The sequence below is a fragment of the Erwinia sp. V90_4 genome (genome assembly GCF_029967685.1).
GTDB lineage: Bacteria > Pseudomonadota > Gammaproteobacteria > Enterobacterales > Enterobacteriaceae > Erwinia > Erwinia aphidicola.
In genome coordinates this window covers 38,706-57,511 of the sequence record NZ_JASCAQ010000001.1, presented here as the reverse complement: position 1 = coordinate 57,511, position 18,806 = coordinate 38,706, and the positions used below count along the sequence as shown (strand labels likewise).

Below are 18,806 nucleotides of genomic sequence, written 5' to 3'. Positions count from 1 at the left end.
ATCAAATGACCGAGCTTAATCAAAAAATGGCATCAGCCTGGGAAAGCTTTGCACAAGGTGAATGGCAGACCAGCGTCAACGTCCGTGACTTCATTCAGAAAAACTACACTCCGTATGAAGGCGATGAAACGTTCCTGGCCGGTGCCACTAAGGCCACCACCGCACTGTGGGACCAGGTGATGGAAGGCATCAAGCTGGAAAACCGCACCCACGCCCCGGTCGATTTTGATACCGATCTGGTCTCAACCGTCACTTCCCATGACGCGGGTTACATCAACAAAAGCCTGGAAAAAATTGTTGGGTTACAAACTGAAGCTCCACTGAAACGTGCCCTGATCCCCTTCGGCGGCATCAAAATGGTGGAAGGTTCGTGTAAAGTTTACGGTCGCGAACTTGATCCGTCAGTGAAAAAAATCTTCTCGGAATATCGTAAGACGCACAACCAGGGCGTATTCGACGTTTACACGCCGGATATCCTGCGCTGCCGCAAATCTGGCGTACTGACCGGCCTGCCTGACGCCTATGGCCGTGGCCGTATCATTGGTGACTATCGCCGCGTAGCGCTGTACGGCATCGATGCCCTGATGAAAGACAAGTTTGCCCAGTTCACTTCACTGCAAAGCGACCTGGAAAATGGCGTAAACCTCGAAGCTACTATCCGCCTGCGTGAAGAGATTGCTGACCAGCACCATGCGCTGCAGCAGATTAAAGAGATGGCGGCAAAATACGGCTGCGATATCTCTGGCCCGGCAACCAGCGCCAAAGAAGCCGTCCAGTGGACCTACTTCGGCTATCTGGCCGCAGTGAAATCGCAGAATGGCGCAGCCATGTCATTCGGCCGCGTCTCTACCTTCCTCGATATCTATTTTGAACGCGACCTGAAAGCAGGCGTCATCAACGAGGAGGAAGCCCAGGAGCTGATCGACCACCTGGTGATGAAACTGCGTATGGTTCGCTTCCTGCGCACCCCGGAATACGATGAGCTGTTCTCCGGCGACCCAATCTGGGCAACTGAATCACTGGCAGGTATGGGCGTTGACGGCCGTACTATGGTGACAAAAAACACCTTCCGTTTCCTGAATACGCTCTACACCATGGGCCCTTCACCGGAACCTAATATGACCATCCTGTGGTCAGAAAAGCTGCCGCTGAACTTTAAGAAATTCGCCGCGAAAGTCTCCATCGATACCTCTTCACTGCAGTATGAGAACGATGACCTGATGCGCCCGGACTTCAATAACGATGACTATGCGATTGCCTGCTGCGTCAGCCCGATGATCGTCGGTAAACAGATGCAGTTCTTCGGCGCCCGTGCCAACCTGGCAAAAACCATGCTGTACGCGATTAACGGCGGCGTGGATGAAAAAATGAAAATGCAGGTTGGCCCGAAAGAAGCGCCAATGATGGATGAAGTGCTGGACTACGATAAAGTGATGAACCGCATGGATCACTTTATGGACTGGCTGGCAAAACAGTATGTCACTGCCCTGAACGTCATCCACTACATGCATGACAAATACAGCTACGAAGCGTCGCTAATGGCGCTGCATGACCGTGATGTTTACCGCACCATGGCCTGCGGCATCGCCGGTCTGTCGGTAGCGGCTGATTCCCTGTCAGCGATTAAATACGCCAAAGTTTCAACCATTCGTGATGAAGATGGCCTGGCCGTGGACTTCAAAATCGAGGGTGAGTATCCACAGTTCGGTAACAACGACTCGCGCGTTGATGATATTGCCTGTGACCTGGTTGAACGTTTCATGAAGAAAATTCAGAAACTGCAGACCTACCGCAATGCGGTGCCAACTCAGTCGGTCCTCACCATTACTTCTAACGTGGTGTATGGTAAGAAAACCGGGAATACTCCGGACGGCCGTCGCGCAGGCGCGCCATTTGGTCCAGGCGCCAACCCAATGCACGGTCGTGACCAGAAAGGTGCTGTAGCCTCACTGACTTCGGTAGCGAAACTGCCGTTTGCCTACGCCAAAGACGGTATCTCTTATACCTTCTCTATCGTGCCAAACGCGCTGGGTAAAAACGATGACGTGCGCAAAACCAACCTTGCCGGTCTGATGGATGGCTACTTCCATCATGAAGCCAGCATTGAAGGGGGTCAGCACCTCAACGTCAACGTGATGAACCGTGAAATGCTGCTGGAAGCGATGGAAGACCCGGAAAAATATCCGCAGTTAACCATTCGCGTGTCGGGCTATGCGGTACGTTTCAACTCGCTGACTAAAGAACAGCAGCAGGATGTGATCACCCGTACCTTCACTCAGAGCATGTAACAAGCACCGCTGGCCCCTGCAAAGGGGCCAGATCACCACTCAGCCCGTTTTGTCAGTCGCCCACACGGACCACTGCCAAAACAGACTTAAAACACAGCTAAAGACTGTGTCACCGTGGAGAACTCATCGCAATGTCAGTTACCGGCCGTATTCACTCATTTGAATCCTGCGGGACCGTCGACGGCCCCGGCATCCGATTTATCACCTTCTTCCAGGGCTGCCTGATGCGCTGCCTGTACTGTCACAACCGCGACACCTGGGACACGCACGGTGGCAAAGAGATTACCGTCGAAGAGTTGATGAAGGATGTGGTTTCCTATCGTCACTTTATGAATGCTTCCGGCGGCGGCGTGACCGCTTCCGGCGGCGAGGCGATATTACAGGCTGAGTTCGTGCGCGACTGGTTCCGCGCCTGCCATGCCGAAGGTATTCATACCTGCCTCGACACTAACGGTTTTGTGCGCCGCTACGACCCGGTGATTGATGAACTGCTGGACGTGACCGATCTGGTGATGCTTGACCTCAAGCAGATGAATGACGACGTGCATCAGGTGCTGGTCGGCGTGTCTAACCACCGCACGCTGGATTTTGCCCGTTACCTGGCAAAGCGTAAAATTCGCACCTGGATCCGCTATGTGGTGGTGCCTGGCTATTCAGATGATGATGATTCTGCGCATCGACTGGGTGAATTTACCCGCGATATGGGTAACGTTGAGAAGATTGAGCTGCTGCCCTACCACGAACTCGGCAAGCATAAATGGATAGCGATGGGGGAGGAGTACAAGCTGGATGGCGTTCACCCACCGAAAGCCGAAACCATGGATCGGGTGAAGGGTATTCTGGAAGGTTACGGCCACTACGTGATGTATTAAAGGGTGGGCCGCAAAAGAAGACCCGCCCCTGCAAAAAATTTCAAACGAACGCTGTAGAGGTCGACCCTTTGTTCCGGTCGACCTTTTTTTATGCGTGCGCCACCGGCGTCGCATGATGATCGGCTTTACGCAGCAGCATCACCAGATAAACCAGCGCTACCGCCGCAATCATCACAAACAGCACGCGGTCAGAGTAGCTCTGCATCAGCATTGACGTCATCGTCGGACCGGCAAGGCTACCCACCGTATAGCTCAGCAGCAGCGCCTGGTTCATTGCCACCAGTTCGTGGTGCCCAACCTTTTCACAAGCCCAGGACATCGCCACCGGATACAGCGTAAAACCGGCGCAGCCAAGGATAAACAGGGCGGGAGCCATCGCCGCATTACCGAGCATCGCCAGCGCACCGAGGATCACCACAAACACCTGAACGCGCAGCACCAGCAAGCGGCCAAAGCGGTCAGCCAGGCGGCCAATCGGCCACTGGCCAATGATCCCCGCACTGACCAGCAGCGCCATCCAGTAACCAATCGTCGAGTCGCTCATTCCCTGATGGGAAAGGTAGAGCGGCATCAGGCCATACAGCGAGCCCAGAACGATACCGGAGATAATGCAGCCGTTGATCCCCAGGCGCGCGCTGCGGCGGCGCAACATCGGCCAGAGTCGGCCTGGCGTGGCCTCTTCTTCCATCTGGTTTGCCGTCACGCGGCAGAATACCAACGGCAGGATAGCGGCCAGCACCACGCCGGTTACCCACGGCAGCACGTGCAGCAGTTCGGTAGAGACCTTACTCACCAGCAGCTGTCCAAGGACGGTGCCGATATAGTACATAATCATATAAGCAGCCAGCAGGCGGCCACGGTTGCGCAACGTACCGTTGCATAATAGCGCACTCTCAACCACCACCCAGATCAACGCACAGCCGACCCCGGCAATAAAGCGCCAGAGCGCCCAGGACCAGAATCCAGTGCCCAGCCCCAAAGCCACGGTTGCCAGGGCGAACAGCAGGGAAGCAAAATAATAGCTGCGGTTGAAACCGTAATTTTTGATCGTCCAACCGGCAATCAGCGTGCCCAGCAGGTTGCCGCAATAATAAGAGGAGCTGACCATGCCCACCTGCCACGTTGGCAACGCATCATGGGTCAGCCACAGTGGCACCAGCGTATTGAGCACAGCAATTGAGACCGTCATCAGCAGCAAGCCGCAAAGCAGCACGATAACAGGGCGTGACCAGGTGGACATAGTAGTGAAGAACCGCAGCGAGAGAGGATTTTGCGCGCATAATGCCACCATGCAAGCAATTGTAAAAGCGGAATAAATCAGCCGCAGCACGATTTGTAGTACAGCGATTTAATTTTCTTATCTACAACGAGTGGGAGATCTCAGCCACAACTTTTCGCCACGAATTATCTCATTGAATTCTCTTTAAATTGGCTTAGGGCGAACCAAACTCTCCATCATTTATTTTGCTCGATCGCCGGCATAAAAAAACCCGCCAGCGGCGGGTTTTGAACATTGCAATCGGCGAGGTGATTAGCCGATAAACTCAAGTCCTTTCATGTACGGGCGCAGCACTTCCGGCACTTCAATACGGCCATCAGCCTGCTGGTAGTTTTCCAGCACCGCCACCAGTGTACGCCCTACTGCCAGGCCGGAGCCATTCAGGGTATGCACCAGGCGGGTGGCTTTTTCGCCGCGCGCACGGCAGCGTGCTTTCATGCGGCGCGCCTGGAAATCCCCCATATTTGAGCAGGAAGAGATTTCACGGTAAGTATCCTGCGCAGGCAGCCAGACTTCCAAATCGTAAGTTTTGTGCGAACCGAAGCCCATGTCGCCGGTACACAACAGCACTTTACGATAGGGCAGATTCAGCAGCTGCAGCACTTTCTCAGCGTGGCCGACCAGCTCTTCCAGCGCGTCCATCGAATCTTCCGGACGGGTGATGTGCACCATCTCCACTTTATCGAACTGGTGCATGCGGATCAGACCACGCGTATCGCGGCCATAAGCCCCCGCTTCAGAGCGGAAGCACGGCGTGTGCGCGGTCATTTTGATCGGCAGTGACTCTTCTTCAAGGATCTCGTCGCGCACCAGATTGGTGAGTGGCACTTCCGAAGTCGGGATCAGCGCATAGTTACTGCTTGATGCCTCTTCTTCCAGCGGACGAGTATGGAACAGGTCCTCGCCAAATTTTGGCAGCTGGCCGGTACCGTACAGGCTGGCATGGTTGACCAGGTAAGGAACATAGGTTTCCTGGTAGCCGTGCTGCTCGGTGTGCAGGTCGAGCATAAACTGGCTCAGCGCACGGTGCATCAGGGCAATCTGACCGCGCATTACGATAAAGCGTGAACCGGTCAGCTTAACCGCGGCAGCGAAGTCCAGTCCGGCAGCCATTTCGCCGAGTTCGACGTGATCGCGCACGGCAAAATCGAACTTACGCGGTTCACCCCAGCGGCTGATTTCCTGGTTTTCACTGTCGTCTTTACCCAGTGGCACCACATCCGCAGGAATATTAGGGATAGCCATCGCGAAGTCGTTAATGCTGGTCAGTAGTGTTTCCAGCTCGGCTTTCGCGGCATCCAGACGTTCACCCAGTGCGCTCACTTCCTGGCGCAACGGCTCGATATCTTCCCCACGTGCTTTGGCCTGCCCGATGGATTTGGATCGCGAGTTACGTTCAGCCTGCAGATTTTCAGTTTCTACCTGCAGTACTTTGCGACGCTCTTCGTGCGCGCGCAGCGTATCAACGTCCAGCTTATAGCCCCGGCGTGCCAGTTTTTCAGCGACTGCGTCTGGCTCATTACGCAGCAGATTGGGATCGAGCATGCTTGTCCTGTGCTTATTGTTTGAGTGTCAAAGGAAGGGACGTACTCTTATGCAGAATACGTTGAATTCATTGCTAACCTTACCGCAACGTCACTGTCAGCGGTAGCGTTTTGTCGGGCTATTTTGATCCTGTTCAGCAAGCCAGGCGAGCTTTTCGCCGATTTTGCCTTCCAGCCCGCGTGTGGTTGGCTGATAATAACGTGTCTGCGCCATTTGCGCCGGGAAGTACTCTTCACCGGCGGCATAGGCGTTCGGTTCATTGTGGGCATAGCGATATTCTGCCCCCAGCCCCATCTCCTTCATCAGCTTCGTTGGCGCATTACGCAGATGTTCCGGCACGTCGTAATCCGGGCTTTCACGCGCATCGCGCATCGCTGACTTGAACGCGCTGTAAACGGCATTGCTTTTGGGGGCGCAGGCGAGGTAAACAATCGCCTGAGCAATGGCGCGCTCGCCTTCCGCCGGGCCAACGCGGGTAAAGCAGTCCCAGGCAGCAATCGCCACCTGCATTCCGCGTGGGTCGGCATTGCCAACATCCTCGGATGCAATCGCCAGCAGGCGGCGCGCCACATACAGCGGGTCCCCCCCGGCGGTAATAATGCGCGCATACCAGTAAAGCGCCGCGTCGGGGGCGGAACCGCGCACGGACTTATGCAGCGCGGAGATCAGATCGTAAAAGCGGTCGCCTTTGTTATCAAAACGCGCACTGCGCTCGCCTGACACTTCATTGAGCAACTGCGGCGTCAATTCGCGCTGGCCTTGTGCGTTGACCTCCGCCATATCCGCCATCATCTCCAGCGTGTTAAGCGCCCGGCGCGCATCGCCGTTAACCAACTCGGCAATCATGTTGCGGGTATTTTCCGGCAGCACGATGTTCTCTTTGCCGTAACCGCGTTCGCTGTCCTGCATCGCCTGCTCAAGCACCGCTGAGATATCCTCAACGGTCAAAGATTTCAGCAGATAGACGCGGGCACGAGATAACAGCGCGGAGTTCAGTTCAAAGGAGGGGTTTTCAGTGGTGGCACCGATAAAGGTAATGGTGCCGTCTTCAATATGCGGCAGAAAAGCATCCTGCTGACTTTTATTGAAGCGGTGCACCTCATCGACAAACAGGATGGTGCGGCGCCCGGCATTGCGATTCTGTCTGGCGCGTTCGATTGCCTCACGGATCTCTTTCACCCCTGAGGTCACGGCTGAGATGCGCTCCACGTCGGCCTGGCCATAGTGGCCGATAATTTCTGCCAGCGTGGTTTTCCCTGTCCCTGGTGGTCCCCATAAGATCATCGAATGCAGATGACCTGCCTCAATCGCGCGCGGCAGCGGTTTGCCTGCCGCCAGCAGATGCTGCTGACCGATATATTCGGCCAGCGTGCGTGGCCGCATACGGGCGGCCAGAGGCTGAAATTCATTACGGGAAAAATCCAGGGACATATTACTCACGCAAACCTCACTGACGCTGGTCGTCCACGGTCACACCCTGCGGCGGCGTAAACTTAAACTTATCAGCGCTGACGGAGCCGTTTTGCTGGCTTTTCAACGCGTAGCTGCTGCGCTGGCCATCCTGCTCAATCGCGCTGAACTGGTTGATCGTACCGTTCGGCGAAACGTTAATGGTGAACTGCTTCAGGTTGCCATCTGCCGCTTTCGGCGTCAGCGAGAAGTCATTGCCTTTTTGCGCCACGTTGTACTGCTTCCAGTCACTCGACTGGTTGCGGGCAATCAGCATAAACGGCGTATTGCTGGTGGCGTCTTTCAGCCAGCTGGCGCTGACCTGCTCAACAAACGGGTTATAAAACCACAGGGTTTTGCCATCCGAGATCAGGATGCTTTCATCCGGCGCGGTCATGTGCCAGTTAAACAGATTCGGGCGCTGTACCCACATCTCACCTTCACCATCCTGCACGGACTGGCCGCTGCCGTCGGTCACTTTTTGATTAAAGGTCGCATGGAAGCTTTTCACTTTATCCAAGCGCTGCTGCAAATCACTGGCAGCATCTGCCAGTACGCTTGCAGAAGTAAAGGCCGCCAGCAAACAGCAGGAAATCATTAATTTTTTCATTACGGCATCCTTATTAAAACTTTTGTATCCCGTTGCGGGTTAAGCGTGACGTGGATAACTTTAGCCAGGCGCTGGCAGGAACGACAGAAGAATAAACTGAATTCCCCGGCGGCACTGAGCAGATATGGGGACTGCTGGCAAAAAATCAACGGGCCAGCCAACGTGGCCGGCCCGGAGTGATTGTTACATTTCGTGCGGCGGTGGTGCCAGCACCTCGCGGTTACCATTATGGCCCGGAGAGGAGACAATTCCCTGCGCTTCCATCTGTTCGATAATGCGCGCCGCACGGTTGTAGCCGATGCGGAACTGACGCTGGACGCCGGAGATCGACGCGCGACGCTTATCAACGACGAACTGCACCGCCTGGTCAAACAGCTGGTCCAGCTCTTCATCACCGTCGATACCGCCGCCGCCGGCCTCGCTATCCTCACCACCGCTGAGAATGCCCTCTTTATACTGAGGACGTTCGCGTGCCTTCCAGTCAGCCACTACCGCGTGGACTTCCTGGTCGCGCACAAACGCGCCGTGAACACGCACCGGAATCGATGAGTTTGGCGCCAGATAAAGCATGTCACCCATTCCCAGCAGAGATTCGGCACCGCCCTGATCGAGGATGGTACGTGAGTCAATTTTGCTGGAGACGGTAAAGGCGATACGCGTCGGGATGTTAGCTTTAATCAGGCCGGTAATGACATCGACTGACGGACGCTGCGTTGCCAGCACCAGGTGAATACCCGCTGCACGCGCTTTCTGCGCCAGGCGAGCGATCAGCTCTTCCACCTTTTTCCCGACGGTCATGATCAGGTCGGCAAATTCGTCGACCATCACCACGATGTACGGTTCTTTCTCCAGCACTGGCGGCGTCATATCCATGCTGTCGGTCGGTTTCCAGAACGGGTCGGGAATTGGGCGGCCCATGGCATCAGCCATATCCACTTTTTCGTTGTAGCCCGCAATATTACGCACGCCAAGTGCCGACATCAGCTTGTAGCGGCGCTCCATCTCCACCACACACCAGCGCAGTGCATTGGCTGCATCCTTCATGTCGGTAACGACGTCAGTTAACAGATGCGGAATACCTTCATAAACCGACAGCTCAAGCATTTTCGGGTCGATCATGATAAAGCGCACCTCTTTCGGCGTGGCTTTATACAGGATGCTGAGGATCATGGCGTTCACGCCGACCGACTTACCGGAACCGGTCGTACCGGCAACCAGCAGGTGCGGCATTTTGCCAAGATCGGCCACCACCGGATCGCCGGAAATATCTTTACCCAGTACGATAGATAGCGGCGACGGATTATCACGGAACGCCGGGCAGTCCAGCACTTCACGCAGGTAAACCGTCTGGCGATGCAGGTTTGGCAACTCAAGGCCAACATAGGGGCGACCAGGGATCACTTCCACCACACGCACCGCAACGGCTGAGAGGGAACGGGCCAGGTCGCGCGAGAGGTTGGAAATACGCGCCGCTTTGACACCCGGTGCCAGATCCAGCTCGAAACGGGTGATCACCGGGCCAGGTGAAGAACCCACAACCTCCGCTTTAACGCGGTAGTCAGCCAGACGTGCCTCAATCAGGCGCGAGGTCTGTTCCAGGGCAAACTGATCGACCGGCTCGGTTTCCGCCGGAGGCGACGAGAGCAGATCGAGCGTAGGCAGTGGCGTCGTCGGTTTATACGTCGGCTGTTCATGGCGCATCAGGAACGGGTGGATCAGGCTGTCCATATCCGGCTCCTGCGGCTTAGGTGCTTCAGCGGCAACCGGCTGCGGCGCTGCAGGCGCGCTGGCCTGCCATGAAGGGGCAACCGGCTGTTGAGCGGCCGGGGCCTGAGCAGGCTGCTGCCAGGCGGCAGGTTGCTGCGGCGCGCTTTCCGGCTGCTGCCATTGTGCTGGCTGCGGGGCTACAGGCTCCACTTCCGGCGCGGCAGCGATCGTGAACAGCGGCTCAGCTGGGCCGTCATCAACCAGATCGTCCATTGGTGAGAAATCAAACGCACCGGCAGTATCAAGGTTAAAGGTTGGCGCGCTGTTCTGCGGCTCGGCGGCATAACGCTGCTGTTGCTGGTCGGCAAACTGGCGAGCCAGTGCAGCCTGCTCCAGAGCTTCCTCATCTTCAGCGGCAAACTCTTCGCCGTAGCGCTGCTGCTGCTGAGCGAAGAACGCTTCGCGCAGCTGTGCCTGTTCCGCTGCATCCTGCTCGTCGTCGACTTCAGCGTGATAAGAGGCTTGAGGCTGAGCCTGACTCTGCTCCTGCTGTTTAGCTTTCTCTTCCGCCATGCGCTGCGAAGGCAGCTTAATGCCGTAGGAAGCCAGCTCGCGACGGGTTGGCAGTTTCACCGGGTTCGGGCGCGGCAGTTCAGGACCAATGCCCTGCTTCACCTGCGGATTAAGTTCATCACCGCTGGTGGCGGTGAAGCCCGGCATAAACGGCGTATTGGAGGTGGCAGACTGCGCCACGGCGCCAATGGCCACACCGGTTGCCGCCGCAGCGACGGAAGCGGGGTGAGAGGCATGCTGCGTCGAGAAATCAAACGGCGAGGAGGTTGACGTATCGCGCCAGTTGCCCATCTGCGGACCGTCGTCATCTTCCATCGGCTGAACCGGAACAGAAGGTGCCGGGGTCTCAGCTGCGGCAGGCACTTCAAAGCGGTATAACGGCGGCTGAGCGGGTTCAACCGGGGTTGAAACCTGAACGGGAGCCGCTGGCGCTGCGGCAGGAGCTTCAACCTGCGCCGCGGAGATTTGTGGAGCGGCAGGCTGCGCCGCAGCCACTTCGCTGGCCGCCGCAGCACCGGCAGCAGCAACAGCGGGTTTCGCCAACAGCGGATCGTGCTGCTCGTCATCCTCAACATCAGCATAAATTGGCTGCGGTTTTGCCAGCAGCACATCGTCTGCATCGTCTGCCTGCGCGCTGCGTTTCATTAATGGCGCGGTGGACTCTCGCGCAGGACGATCGTCTTCCTGATAGGCTTCGTCATCCTCTTCATGCCATTTTTCATCGGCGCGCGAGCGGTTGCTGGCGAAGGTTAAGACACCCATCACTACCCCGCCAATTTTCTCGGCAATCGTCAGCCAGGACCAGCCCGTGTAGAGCGTCAGGCCCGCCGCCCAGATGCACAGCAGCGTCAACGTGCCGCCGGGACCGCTGAAATAGGCGGCCATCGCGTTACTCAGCAGGCTGCCGATCACACCGCCAGAGGCAAAGTACCAAATATCATCGGCATTCAGCGCGGCCAGGCCACAGGAGGTCACTACCAGCGCCAGCACGCCGATCAGACGTAGTGCTACCGCGAAGTAGTCGATGTAATCCTGAGAATGACGCTGACGGAAGGTGATCCAGCACAGGCCTAAAATCACCGGAGGAAGGGCGTACGCCATCACGCCGAAAATAAAGAACAGCGTGTCAGCAAGCCAGGCCCCTACCCCCCCACCTAAATTGTGGATGGGTTCATGCCAGGCGGTTTGCGACCAGCTGGGATCGGAAGGGTTGAAGCTCATCAACGCCACCATCAGATAAACGGCGAAAAGAGCAACAATAATCAGTAACGCTTCCAGCAGGCGACGCCCACTGCTCAGCGGTTGTAACGAAACTTCTTTATCTTCTGTGTATTCCTGGCTCAAGAGTACTCTCCAGGTGCCTGTAAACTATGAAGGCAACAGCGCCGGGCATGCCCGACGCTGAACCTGTATGAATTCACAGGAGTGTACCGAAAACTACCAGGTTTTGCACCTGCCCTGTGTTACCGCGTTTTAATCACTAACCGGTTACTTTGTTTCACTTCTTCCATGACCACATAGGTACGGGTATCGTTCACGCCCGGCAGACGCAGCAAGGTTTCGCCGAGCAGTTTACGATATGCAGACATGTCTGGCACGCGGGTTTTCAACAGGTAGTCGAAATCACCGGAAACCAGGTGACACTCTTGAGTTTCCTCAAGTTTTTGCACGGCGGCGTTAAATTGCTCAAACACATCCGGCGCACCACGATTCAGAGTAATCTCAACGAATACCAGCAGAGAAGCATCCAGGTAGTGCGGGTTTAACTGTGCGGTATAACCGAGAATGAAGCCCTGACGCTCCAGGCGGCGCACGCGCTCCAGACATGGCGTTGGGGATAACCCTACGCGTTTGGAAAGCTCGACGTTAGAAATACGACCGTCCTTCTGCAGCTCATTCAGGATATTGCGGTCGATTCTGTCGAGGTCTTTACCAGGTCGTTTTTTATTGTCTACCATTATTATTGTCTCTCTTAAAATCCTTCCCTACCTGCCATACCCTGAACGCCATCAATGTAACAGGGTTGATCTAAGTGAAGACAGTGAGCCTGTTGCGGGACTAATCGCTTTATCTACCTGACGCATGTTGTCTGTCCACACCATGAGTCATTGCACATAACAGGCTGAGTTTATCCGGCCATAAATAGAAAATCCGGGATGAAATCCTGGAAGAGCGGGCCGAATTCCCTCTGCTTCTCATAATGTTTTCGCAAAAGCTCAGCCGATTGTCAAAGCAAAACAAATAAAATCAGTACAACATGCCATAGCAGTGGCTGTCTCTCTGTTTTTCAATGACTATTTTTGACTTAAAATGGCATAGTCCGGGCCATATAGTCTGTTTTGCAGACAGCGCAGTCGTTTGCCTGGCCCACGATTGGTTAAACCTTTTTCATTAATTGTTAACAAAATTGCAGAACGCTTTTTTTGCCCCGGTAAATTCCCTACAATCGCTGCATCTGTTTGCCAGTTAAATAATGAGGGTCTCATGAGTACGGCGAAACACAGTAAATTACTGATTCTGGGTTCCGGCCCGGCGGGCTACACCGCAGCGGTGTATGCTGCACGCGCCAACCTCAACCCGGTGCTGATCACCGGGCTGGAAAAAGGCGGCCAGCTGACCACCACCACCGACGTGGAAAACTGGCCGGGTGATGCTAACGAACTGACCGGCCCCCTGCTGATGGAGCGTATGCATGAGCACGCGGTGAAATTCAATACCGAGATCATCTTCGACCATATCCACAGCGTCGACCTGCAGAACCGCCCTTTCCGTCTGACCGGCGACGAAGGTGAGTACACGGCGGATGCCCTGATCATCGCTACCGGTGCCTCGGCTCGCTACCTCGGCCTGCCGTCAGAAGAGGCATTTAAAGGCCGCGGCGTCTCCGCCTGCGCAACCTGTGATGGTTTCTTCTATCGCAATCAGAAAGTCGCGGTGATTGGCGGCGGTAATACCGCAGTGGAAGAAGCGCTCTATCTGGCGAATATCGCGGCTGAGGTGCACCTGATTCACCGCCGCGACAGCTTCCGTGCAGAAAAAATCCTCATTGACCGCCTGAATGAGAAGGTCAGAAACGGCAATATTGTGCTGCATACCGATCATACTCTGGACGAAGTGCTGGGCGACCAGATGGGCGTCAGCTCCCTGCGCTTGCGTTCGACCAAAGATGACCAGACTAAGACACTGGACGTTGCCGGACTGTTTGTCGCGATCGGCCACAGCCCGAACACTGCAATCTTTAACGGTCAGCTGGAGTTGGAAAACGGCTACATCAAGGTGCAGTCCGGCATCCACGGCAACGCAACTCAGACCAGCATCCCGGGCGTGTTTGCCGCCGGAGATGTCATGGACCATATCTATCGTCAGGCGATTACTTCCGCCGGTACCGGCTGTATGGCCGCGCTGGATGCCGAGCGTTATCTTGACGGTTTGGTTAAAAATAATCAGTAAGTTGTTAAAACTCTGAGCTAATCTTGCCCAAGGCGACGAGCAATTGTCGCCTTTTCACCCTCCCCATTGTAACATTGCCGCGCTTGACACCGATCTTCCTGGGGCTTTGCCTCACTACTGTTTACGTCAGGGCAACACGGCAACAGATGAATAAAACACGGCAACAACAACTCACCCGCTGGTTGAAAAGTCAGAGTGTGCACGGCCATCGCTGGCTGCGTCTCTCCTACATGCTGGGCACGTTAAGTGCGCTCCTGATCCTCGCGCAGGCCTGGTTCCTCGCCTCGCTGCTGCAGGCGCTGCTGGTTGATCATCAACCGCGCGATACGCAACTGCTGCATTTTATTCTGCTGCTGGCCTGCTTTGCGGCGCGCGCCTGGCTGGCGTGGCTGCGGGAAAAGGTCGGGTTCAAAACGGGTCAGGCGATCCGCCAGGTACTGCGCCAGCAGGTGCTTAACCGCCTCTCCGATCTCGGCCCCGCCTGGGTTCAGGGCAAACCTGCCGGCAGCTGGGCGACCCTGCTGCTGGAGCAGATCGAAGAGATGCAGGATTACTACGCGCGCTATCTGCCGCAGATGATGCTGGCGGGGATTATCCCGCTGCTGGTGCTTATCCTACTATTCCCGGTTAACTGGGCGGCTTCGCTGATCCTGCTCGCCACCGCGCCGCTGATCCCGCTGTTTATGGCGATGGTCGGTATGGGCGCCGCAGATGCCAACCGCCGCAACTTCCAGGCACTGGCGCGCCTGAGCGGGCAGTTTCTTGACCGCCTGCGCGGGCTGGAAACGCTGCGCCTGTTTCACCGTGCCGAGGCTGAAACGGCAAACATTGCCGAGGCTTCCGAGCAATTCCGCCAGCGCACCATGGAAGTGCTGCGCATGGCCTTCCTCTCCTCGGCGGTGCTGGAGTTCTTTGCCTCTATCTCAATTGCTCTGATCGCTGTCTATTTCGGTTTCTCCTATCTTGGCGTGTTCGACTTCGGCCACTACAGCGGTGCGGTGACGATGTTTGCCGGATTCCTGGTGCTGATCCTGGCGCCTGAGTTTTACCAGCCGCTGCGCGATCTGGGGGCGTTCTATCATGCCAAGGCGCAGGCTGTGGGTGCCGCCGATGCACTACAAACCTTTATTGAAGAGAGTGAAGGCGCGGCGCTCCAGCGTGGTGAACTCACGCCTGAATTACACCATGGCTTAAGCCTGGTCGCGACCGATCTGACGATCGTCACCGCTGACGGCAGTCAGCTCGCCGGGCCACTTAGCTTCACCCTGCAGCCAGGGCAGCGCGTGGCGCTGGTGGGGCAAAGCGGCGCCGGGAAAACCTCGCTGATGAACGTGCTGCTCGGCTATCTGCCCTATCAGGGATCGTTACAGGTTAACGGCGTCGAATTACGCGATATTGCCCTGCCCCACTGGCAGCAGCAGCTGGCGTGGGTGGGGCAAAACCCGCACCTTCCCGCCAGCACGCTGCGGCAGAATATTCTGCTAAGCGGCAACCACGATGAAGCCCGTTTGCAGCAGGTGCTGGAACTTGCCGGGGTCAATGAGTTTCTGCCGCGCCTGCCTGCCGGGCTGGACAGTGAAACCGGCGATCAGGCTGCCAGCCTGTCGGTTGGCCAGGCGCAGCGCGTTGCCGTTGCCCGCGCGTTGATGAAGCCCTGCCAGCTGCTGCTGCTGGATGAACCTGATGCCAGCCTTGATGCGCACAGCGAGCAGCACGTCAATCACGCGCTGCTGGCGGCTTCGCATGCGCAAAGCACGCTGTTAATCACCCATCAGCTCGACCGCCTGTCACAGTGGGATGAAATCTGGCTGATGCGCGACGGTAAAATTGTCCAACAGGGCCGTTGGCAGACGCTGGCGAATCAGCCCGGCGCATTTGCTGACCTGCTGGCTCAGCGCGGAGGATCGCTTGAATGAAAACCCTGCTGCCGTTTTTAAAACTGTATCGTCGCCACATTCTGCGCCTGCTGTTCGGCATGCTGCTGGCGGTGGTGACGCTGCTGGCCAGCATCGGCCTGATTACGCTGTCCGGCTGGTTCCTCGCCGCTACCTCACTGGCCGGTGTCGCAGGGATTTACAGCTTTAACTATATGCTGCCCGCCGCCGGAGTACGCGGTGCCGCCATCAGCCGCACCGTCGCGCGTTATCTTGAGCGCCTGGTGAGCCATGACGGCACCTTCCGCGTGCTGCAGCATCTGCGGGTGTTTACCTTCAGTAAGCTGTTGCCGCTCTCCCCTGCCGGCATTGCCCGCTTCCGCCAGGGAGAGCTGCTTAACCGACTGGTGGCGGATGTCGACACGCTCGATCACCTCTACCTGCGGGTGATTTCACCGCTGGTCGGGGCGCTGGTGGTGATTGTCGTGGTCACTTTTGGCCTGAGCTTCCTTGATACTTATCTGGCCCTGACGCTCGGCGGCCTGATGCTGCTGACGCTGGTCGCACTGCCACCGCTGTTTTACCGTGCCGGGCTGCCCGTCGGCGCCGATCTTACCCGCCTGCGCGGCGAGTATCGTAGCGGCCTGACGCGCTGGCTCCAGGGCCAGGCAGAGCTGAGCCTGTATGGTGCGGCACAGCGCTTTCGTGACGCGATGGATGCCACGGAACAGGCCTGGCTGAGCGCACAGCAGCGCCAGGCCAGCCTGACAGGGCTGTCACAGGGGCTGGTGATGCTGATGGGCGGGATTGCCGTCACGCTGATGCTGTGGCTGAGTGCCGCAGGCATTGGTGGCGACCCGTATCCGGGTGCGTATATTGCGCTGTTTGTCTTCTGTGCACTCTCCGCGTTCGAAGCACTCGGTCCGGTGGGCACCGCTTTTCAGCATCTTGGCCATGTGATTGCCTCCGCGCAGCGCGTAACGCAGATTATCGAACAGCGCCCGGCGGTCACCTTCCGCCAGGCTACGACGCAGGCCTCGGGACAGGCTGCGCTCACGCTGAGCAACATCAGCTTCGGCTACGCTGACAACGCACCGCTGGCGATCAGGGATCTCTCTCTGGATATCACCCCAGGCGAACACATAGCGCTGCTGGGGCGCACCGGATGCGGCAAGTCGACGCTGCTGCAGCTGCTGACGCGCGCCTGGGATCCTCAACACGGCACTATTCAGCTCAATGGCCAGCCGCTTGACCAGTACAGCGAAGCCGACCTGCGCGCGCGCACCAGCGTCGTCACCCAGCGCGTGCATCTGTTCAGCAGCACGCTGCGCGATAACCTGCTGCTGGCCGCGCCCGACGCGAGCGATGAACAGCTGAGCGCCGCGCTGCAGCAGGTCGGGCTGGAGAAACTGCTGGAAAACAATCAGGGTCTCAACGCCTGGCTCGGTGAAGGCGGCCGTCAGCTGTCGGGTGGCGAACTGCGCCGTCTGGGACTGGCGCGTGCGCTGCTGCACGGCGGCGATCTGATGCTGCTGGATGAGCCGACCGAAGGGCTGGATGCGGAGACCGAACAGCAGATCCTCGCGCTGCTGCGCCAGGTGGCACAAAACAAAACCCTCATCATGGTCACCCACCGCCTGCGCGGCCTGGCACATTTTGACCGGATTTGCGTTATGGACAGCGGCGAAATCATCGAACAGGGAAATCATGCCGAATTAGTCGCAAAACAGGGTCGCTACTGGACTTTTCTGCAGCGCTTTGCGCTATAGTCATTAGCTCTGCCCTGTTGAGAATCTGCGGATGCGCCTGATACAGCTTTCACGCGAATCGTTAAACTTCCCGCCGCCAGAAATGGCGCTGCGGGAACCTAATGGCCTGCTGGCGATGGGCGGCGACCTTAGCCCGGCTCGTTTGCTAAATGCCTACCATAAGGGGATCTTCCCGTGGTTTTCCCCTGGCGATCCTATCCTGTGGTGGTCACCCGATCCGCGCGCCGTGCTGTTACCCGAAGCCTTTCACCTCAGCCGCAGCATGAAACGCTTTCACAGCAGGTCACCCTACCGGGTGACGATCAATCAGGACTTTCAGCAAGTGATCGAGGGCTGCGCCAGCGATCGCCAGGAAGGTACCTGGATCACCTTTGAGGTGAAGCGCGCCTGGCTCAAGCTTTTCGAACTCGGGCATGCGCAGTCGGTTGAAGTGTGGTTCGGCGATGAACTGGTGGGCGGCATGTATGGGCTGGCGCTCGGGCAAATTTTTTGCGGTGAGTCGATGTTCAGCCGGCGGGAGAATGCCTCCAAAACGGCACTGCTGGTATTTAGCGAGTGGTTCCATCGCCAGGGCGGAAAGCTGATAGACTGCCAGGTGCTTAACCCTCACACCGCCTCACTCGGCGCAGAAGAGATCGCGCGCGCGCGCTATCTGCAAACCGTCTATTCCCTCGCACATCAGCCACTTATCACCGGCTGCTGGCAACCGCAGCGGCTTTTTTAATGCAATTCCCCGATGTTTTTCAGGCATGGCGATGAGAACAGTGATATAATATGCGCGTTTGGTATGTCGTCCGCCTTTCACCGGTACAAGATGGTGATGCGGAATACCAGGCTGGGAATCTCAACGCACCTTGTCAGAACTGTTTTAATCGTGCGACAAAAGCATATTTAAACAGATTCTTAGCCCGCTGTTCCCCCACGCTGACGCCATTTACTCCAGATTTAAACGTAACCCGTCTGCGCAGGTGTGCGCTTTAGAGGGGTTGATGTGGGTGAATTCATCCACAATTCTTTACTTAATACGTGAAATTCGGCATTATCTTGCCGGTTCAAAACTAAGGTAGTCCACCTAGAGGATTCGATGGCCAAAGAAGACAATATTGAAATGCAGGGTACCGTACTCGATACGTTACCTAACACCATGTTCCGCGTTGAATTGGAAAACGGTCACGTGGTTACCGCTCATATCTCCGGTAAAATGCGCAAAAACTATATCCGCATCCTGACGGGCGACAAAGTCACTGTAGAGCTGACCCCGTACGACCTGAGCAAAGGCCGCATTGTCTTCCGTAGTCGCTAATTTGCCCCATTCTGCCGTGCTGCCGCGTTAACGCTTGCCGCACTGATAATCCAAACCGGACTGCTCTCAGTCCGGTTTTTTTATGCG

13 protein-coding genes are annotated in these 18,806 nt (G+C 56.7%); 7 read left to right on the top strand and 6 right to left on the bottom strand.

Going from position 1 to position 18,806, the window contains the following annotated elements; translation table 11 throughout:
* The first annotated feature begins 5 nt into the window (after window positions 1-5).
* Window positions 6-2,288 (top strand): formate C-acetyltransferase, encoded by a 2,283-nt coding sequence (pflB, locus tag QLG07_RS00255; protein ID WP_253538750.1) that lies wholly within the window; start codon window positions 6-8, stop codon window positions 2,286-2,288.
* 131 nt (window positions 2,289-2,419) lie between these two features.
* A complete protein-coding gene (gene pflA / locus QLG07_RS00250; protein WP_048916541.1) occupies window positions 2,420-3,160 on the top strand; it encodes a pyruvate formate lyase 1-activating protein in 741 nt (246 codons plus the stop codon).
* An 88-nt stretch (window positions 3,161-3,248) separates the two neighbouring features.
* Here the strand turns inward: pflA and QLG07_RS00245 are convergent, their stop codons facing one another.
* The 6 genes from QLG07_RS00245 to lrp all read right to left on the bottom strand — a co-directional run bounded on the left by QLG07_RS00245 (window position 3,249) and on the right by lrp (window position 12,281).
* Window positions 3,249-4,400: an MFS transporter gene (locus QLG07_RS00245; RefSeq protein WP_187497543.1), complete on the bottom strand. Its 1,152-nt coding sequence runs from the start codon at window positions 4,398-4,400 to the stop codon at window positions 3,249-3,251.
* Between the two features lie 291 nt (window positions 4,401-4,691).
* Window positions 4,692-5,984 (bottom strand): serine--tRNA ligase, encoded by a 1,293-nt coding sequence (gene serS / locus QLG07_RS00240; RefSeq protein WP_099754065.1) that lies wholly within the window; start codon window positions 5,982-5,984, stop codon window positions 4,692-4,694.
* Between the two features lie 96 nt (window positions 5,985-6,080).
* Window positions 6,081-7,424: a replication-associated recombination protein A gene (locus QLG07_RS00235; RefSeq protein WP_048916544.1), complete on the bottom strand. Its 1,344-nt coding sequence runs from the start codon at window positions 7,422-7,424 to the stop codon at window positions 6,081-6,083.
* Window positions 7,425-7,431: 7 nt separating this feature from the next.
* On the bottom strand, window positions 7,432-8,043 hold the full coding sequence (gene lolA, locus QLG07_RS00230) for an outer membrane lipoprotein chaperone LolA (protein WP_048916545.1): 612 nt from the start codon (window positions 8,041-8,043) through the stop codon (window positions 7,432-7,434).
* A gap of 183 nt (window positions 8,044-8,226) precedes the next feature.
* The gene (locus tag QLG07_RS00225) at window positions 8,227-11,667 is read right to left on the bottom strand and encodes a DNA translocase FtsK 4TM domain-containing protein (RefSeq protein WP_282468192.1); all 3,441 of its coding nucleotides are present in this window, start codon (window positions 11,665-11,667) and stop codon (window positions 8,227-8,229) included.
* A gap of 119 nt (window positions 11,668-11,786) precedes the next feature.
* Window positions 11,787-12,281, bottom strand: a complete 495-nt coding sequence (lrp, locus tag QLG07_RS00220; protein ID WP_006118610.1) for a leucine-responsive transcriptional regulator Lrp — start codon at window positions 12,279-12,281, stop codon at window positions 11,787-11,789.
* Window positions 12,282-12,807: 526 nt separating this feature from the next.
* Between lrp and trxB the strand changes: the two genes are divergently transcribed.
* The 5 genes from trxB to infA all read left to right on the top strand — a co-directional run bounded on the left by trxB (window position 12,808) and on the right by infA (window position 18,719).
* Window positions 12,808-13,773: a thioredoxin-disulfide reductase gene (trxB, locus tag QLG07_RS00215; RefSeq protein WP_048916547.1), complete on the top strand. Its 966-nt coding sequence runs from the start codon at window positions 12,808-12,810 to the stop codon at window positions 13,771-13,773.
* Window positions 13,774-13,919: 146 nt separating this feature from the next.
* The gene (cydD, locus tag QLG07_RS00210) at window positions 13,920-15,689 is read left to right on the top strand and encodes a cysteine/glutathione ABC transporter permease/ATP-binding protein CydD (protein ID WP_187497093.1); all 1,770 of its coding nucleotides are present in this window, start codon (window positions 13,920-13,922) and stop codon (window positions 15,687-15,689) included.
* On the top strand, window positions 15,686-17,416 hold the full coding sequence (gene cydC, locus QLG07_RS00205) for a cysteine/glutathione ABC transporter ATP-binding protein/permease CydC (protein ID WP_048916549.1): 1,731 nt from the start codon (window positions 15,686-15,688) through the stop codon (window positions 17,414-17,416). The genes cydD and cydC overlap by 4 nt, the downstream gene beginning before the upstream one ends.
* A gap of 31 nt (window positions 17,417-17,447) precedes the next feature.
* Window positions 17,448-18,140: a leucyl/phenylalanyl-tRNA--protein transferase gene (aat, locus tag QLG07_RS00200; protein WP_282468191.1), complete on the top strand. Its 693-nt coding sequence runs from the start codon at window positions 17,448-17,450 to the stop codon at window positions 18,138-18,140.
* A 360-nt stretch (window positions 18,141-18,500) separates the two neighbouring features.
* Window positions 18,501-18,719: a translation initiation factor IF-1 gene (gene infA / locus QLG07_RS00195; protein WP_002211347.1), complete on the top strand. Its 219-nt coding sequence runs from the start codon at window positions 18,501-18,503 to the stop codon at window positions 18,717-18,719.
* The last annotated feature ends 87 nt before the right edge of the window (window positions 18,720-18,806 follow it).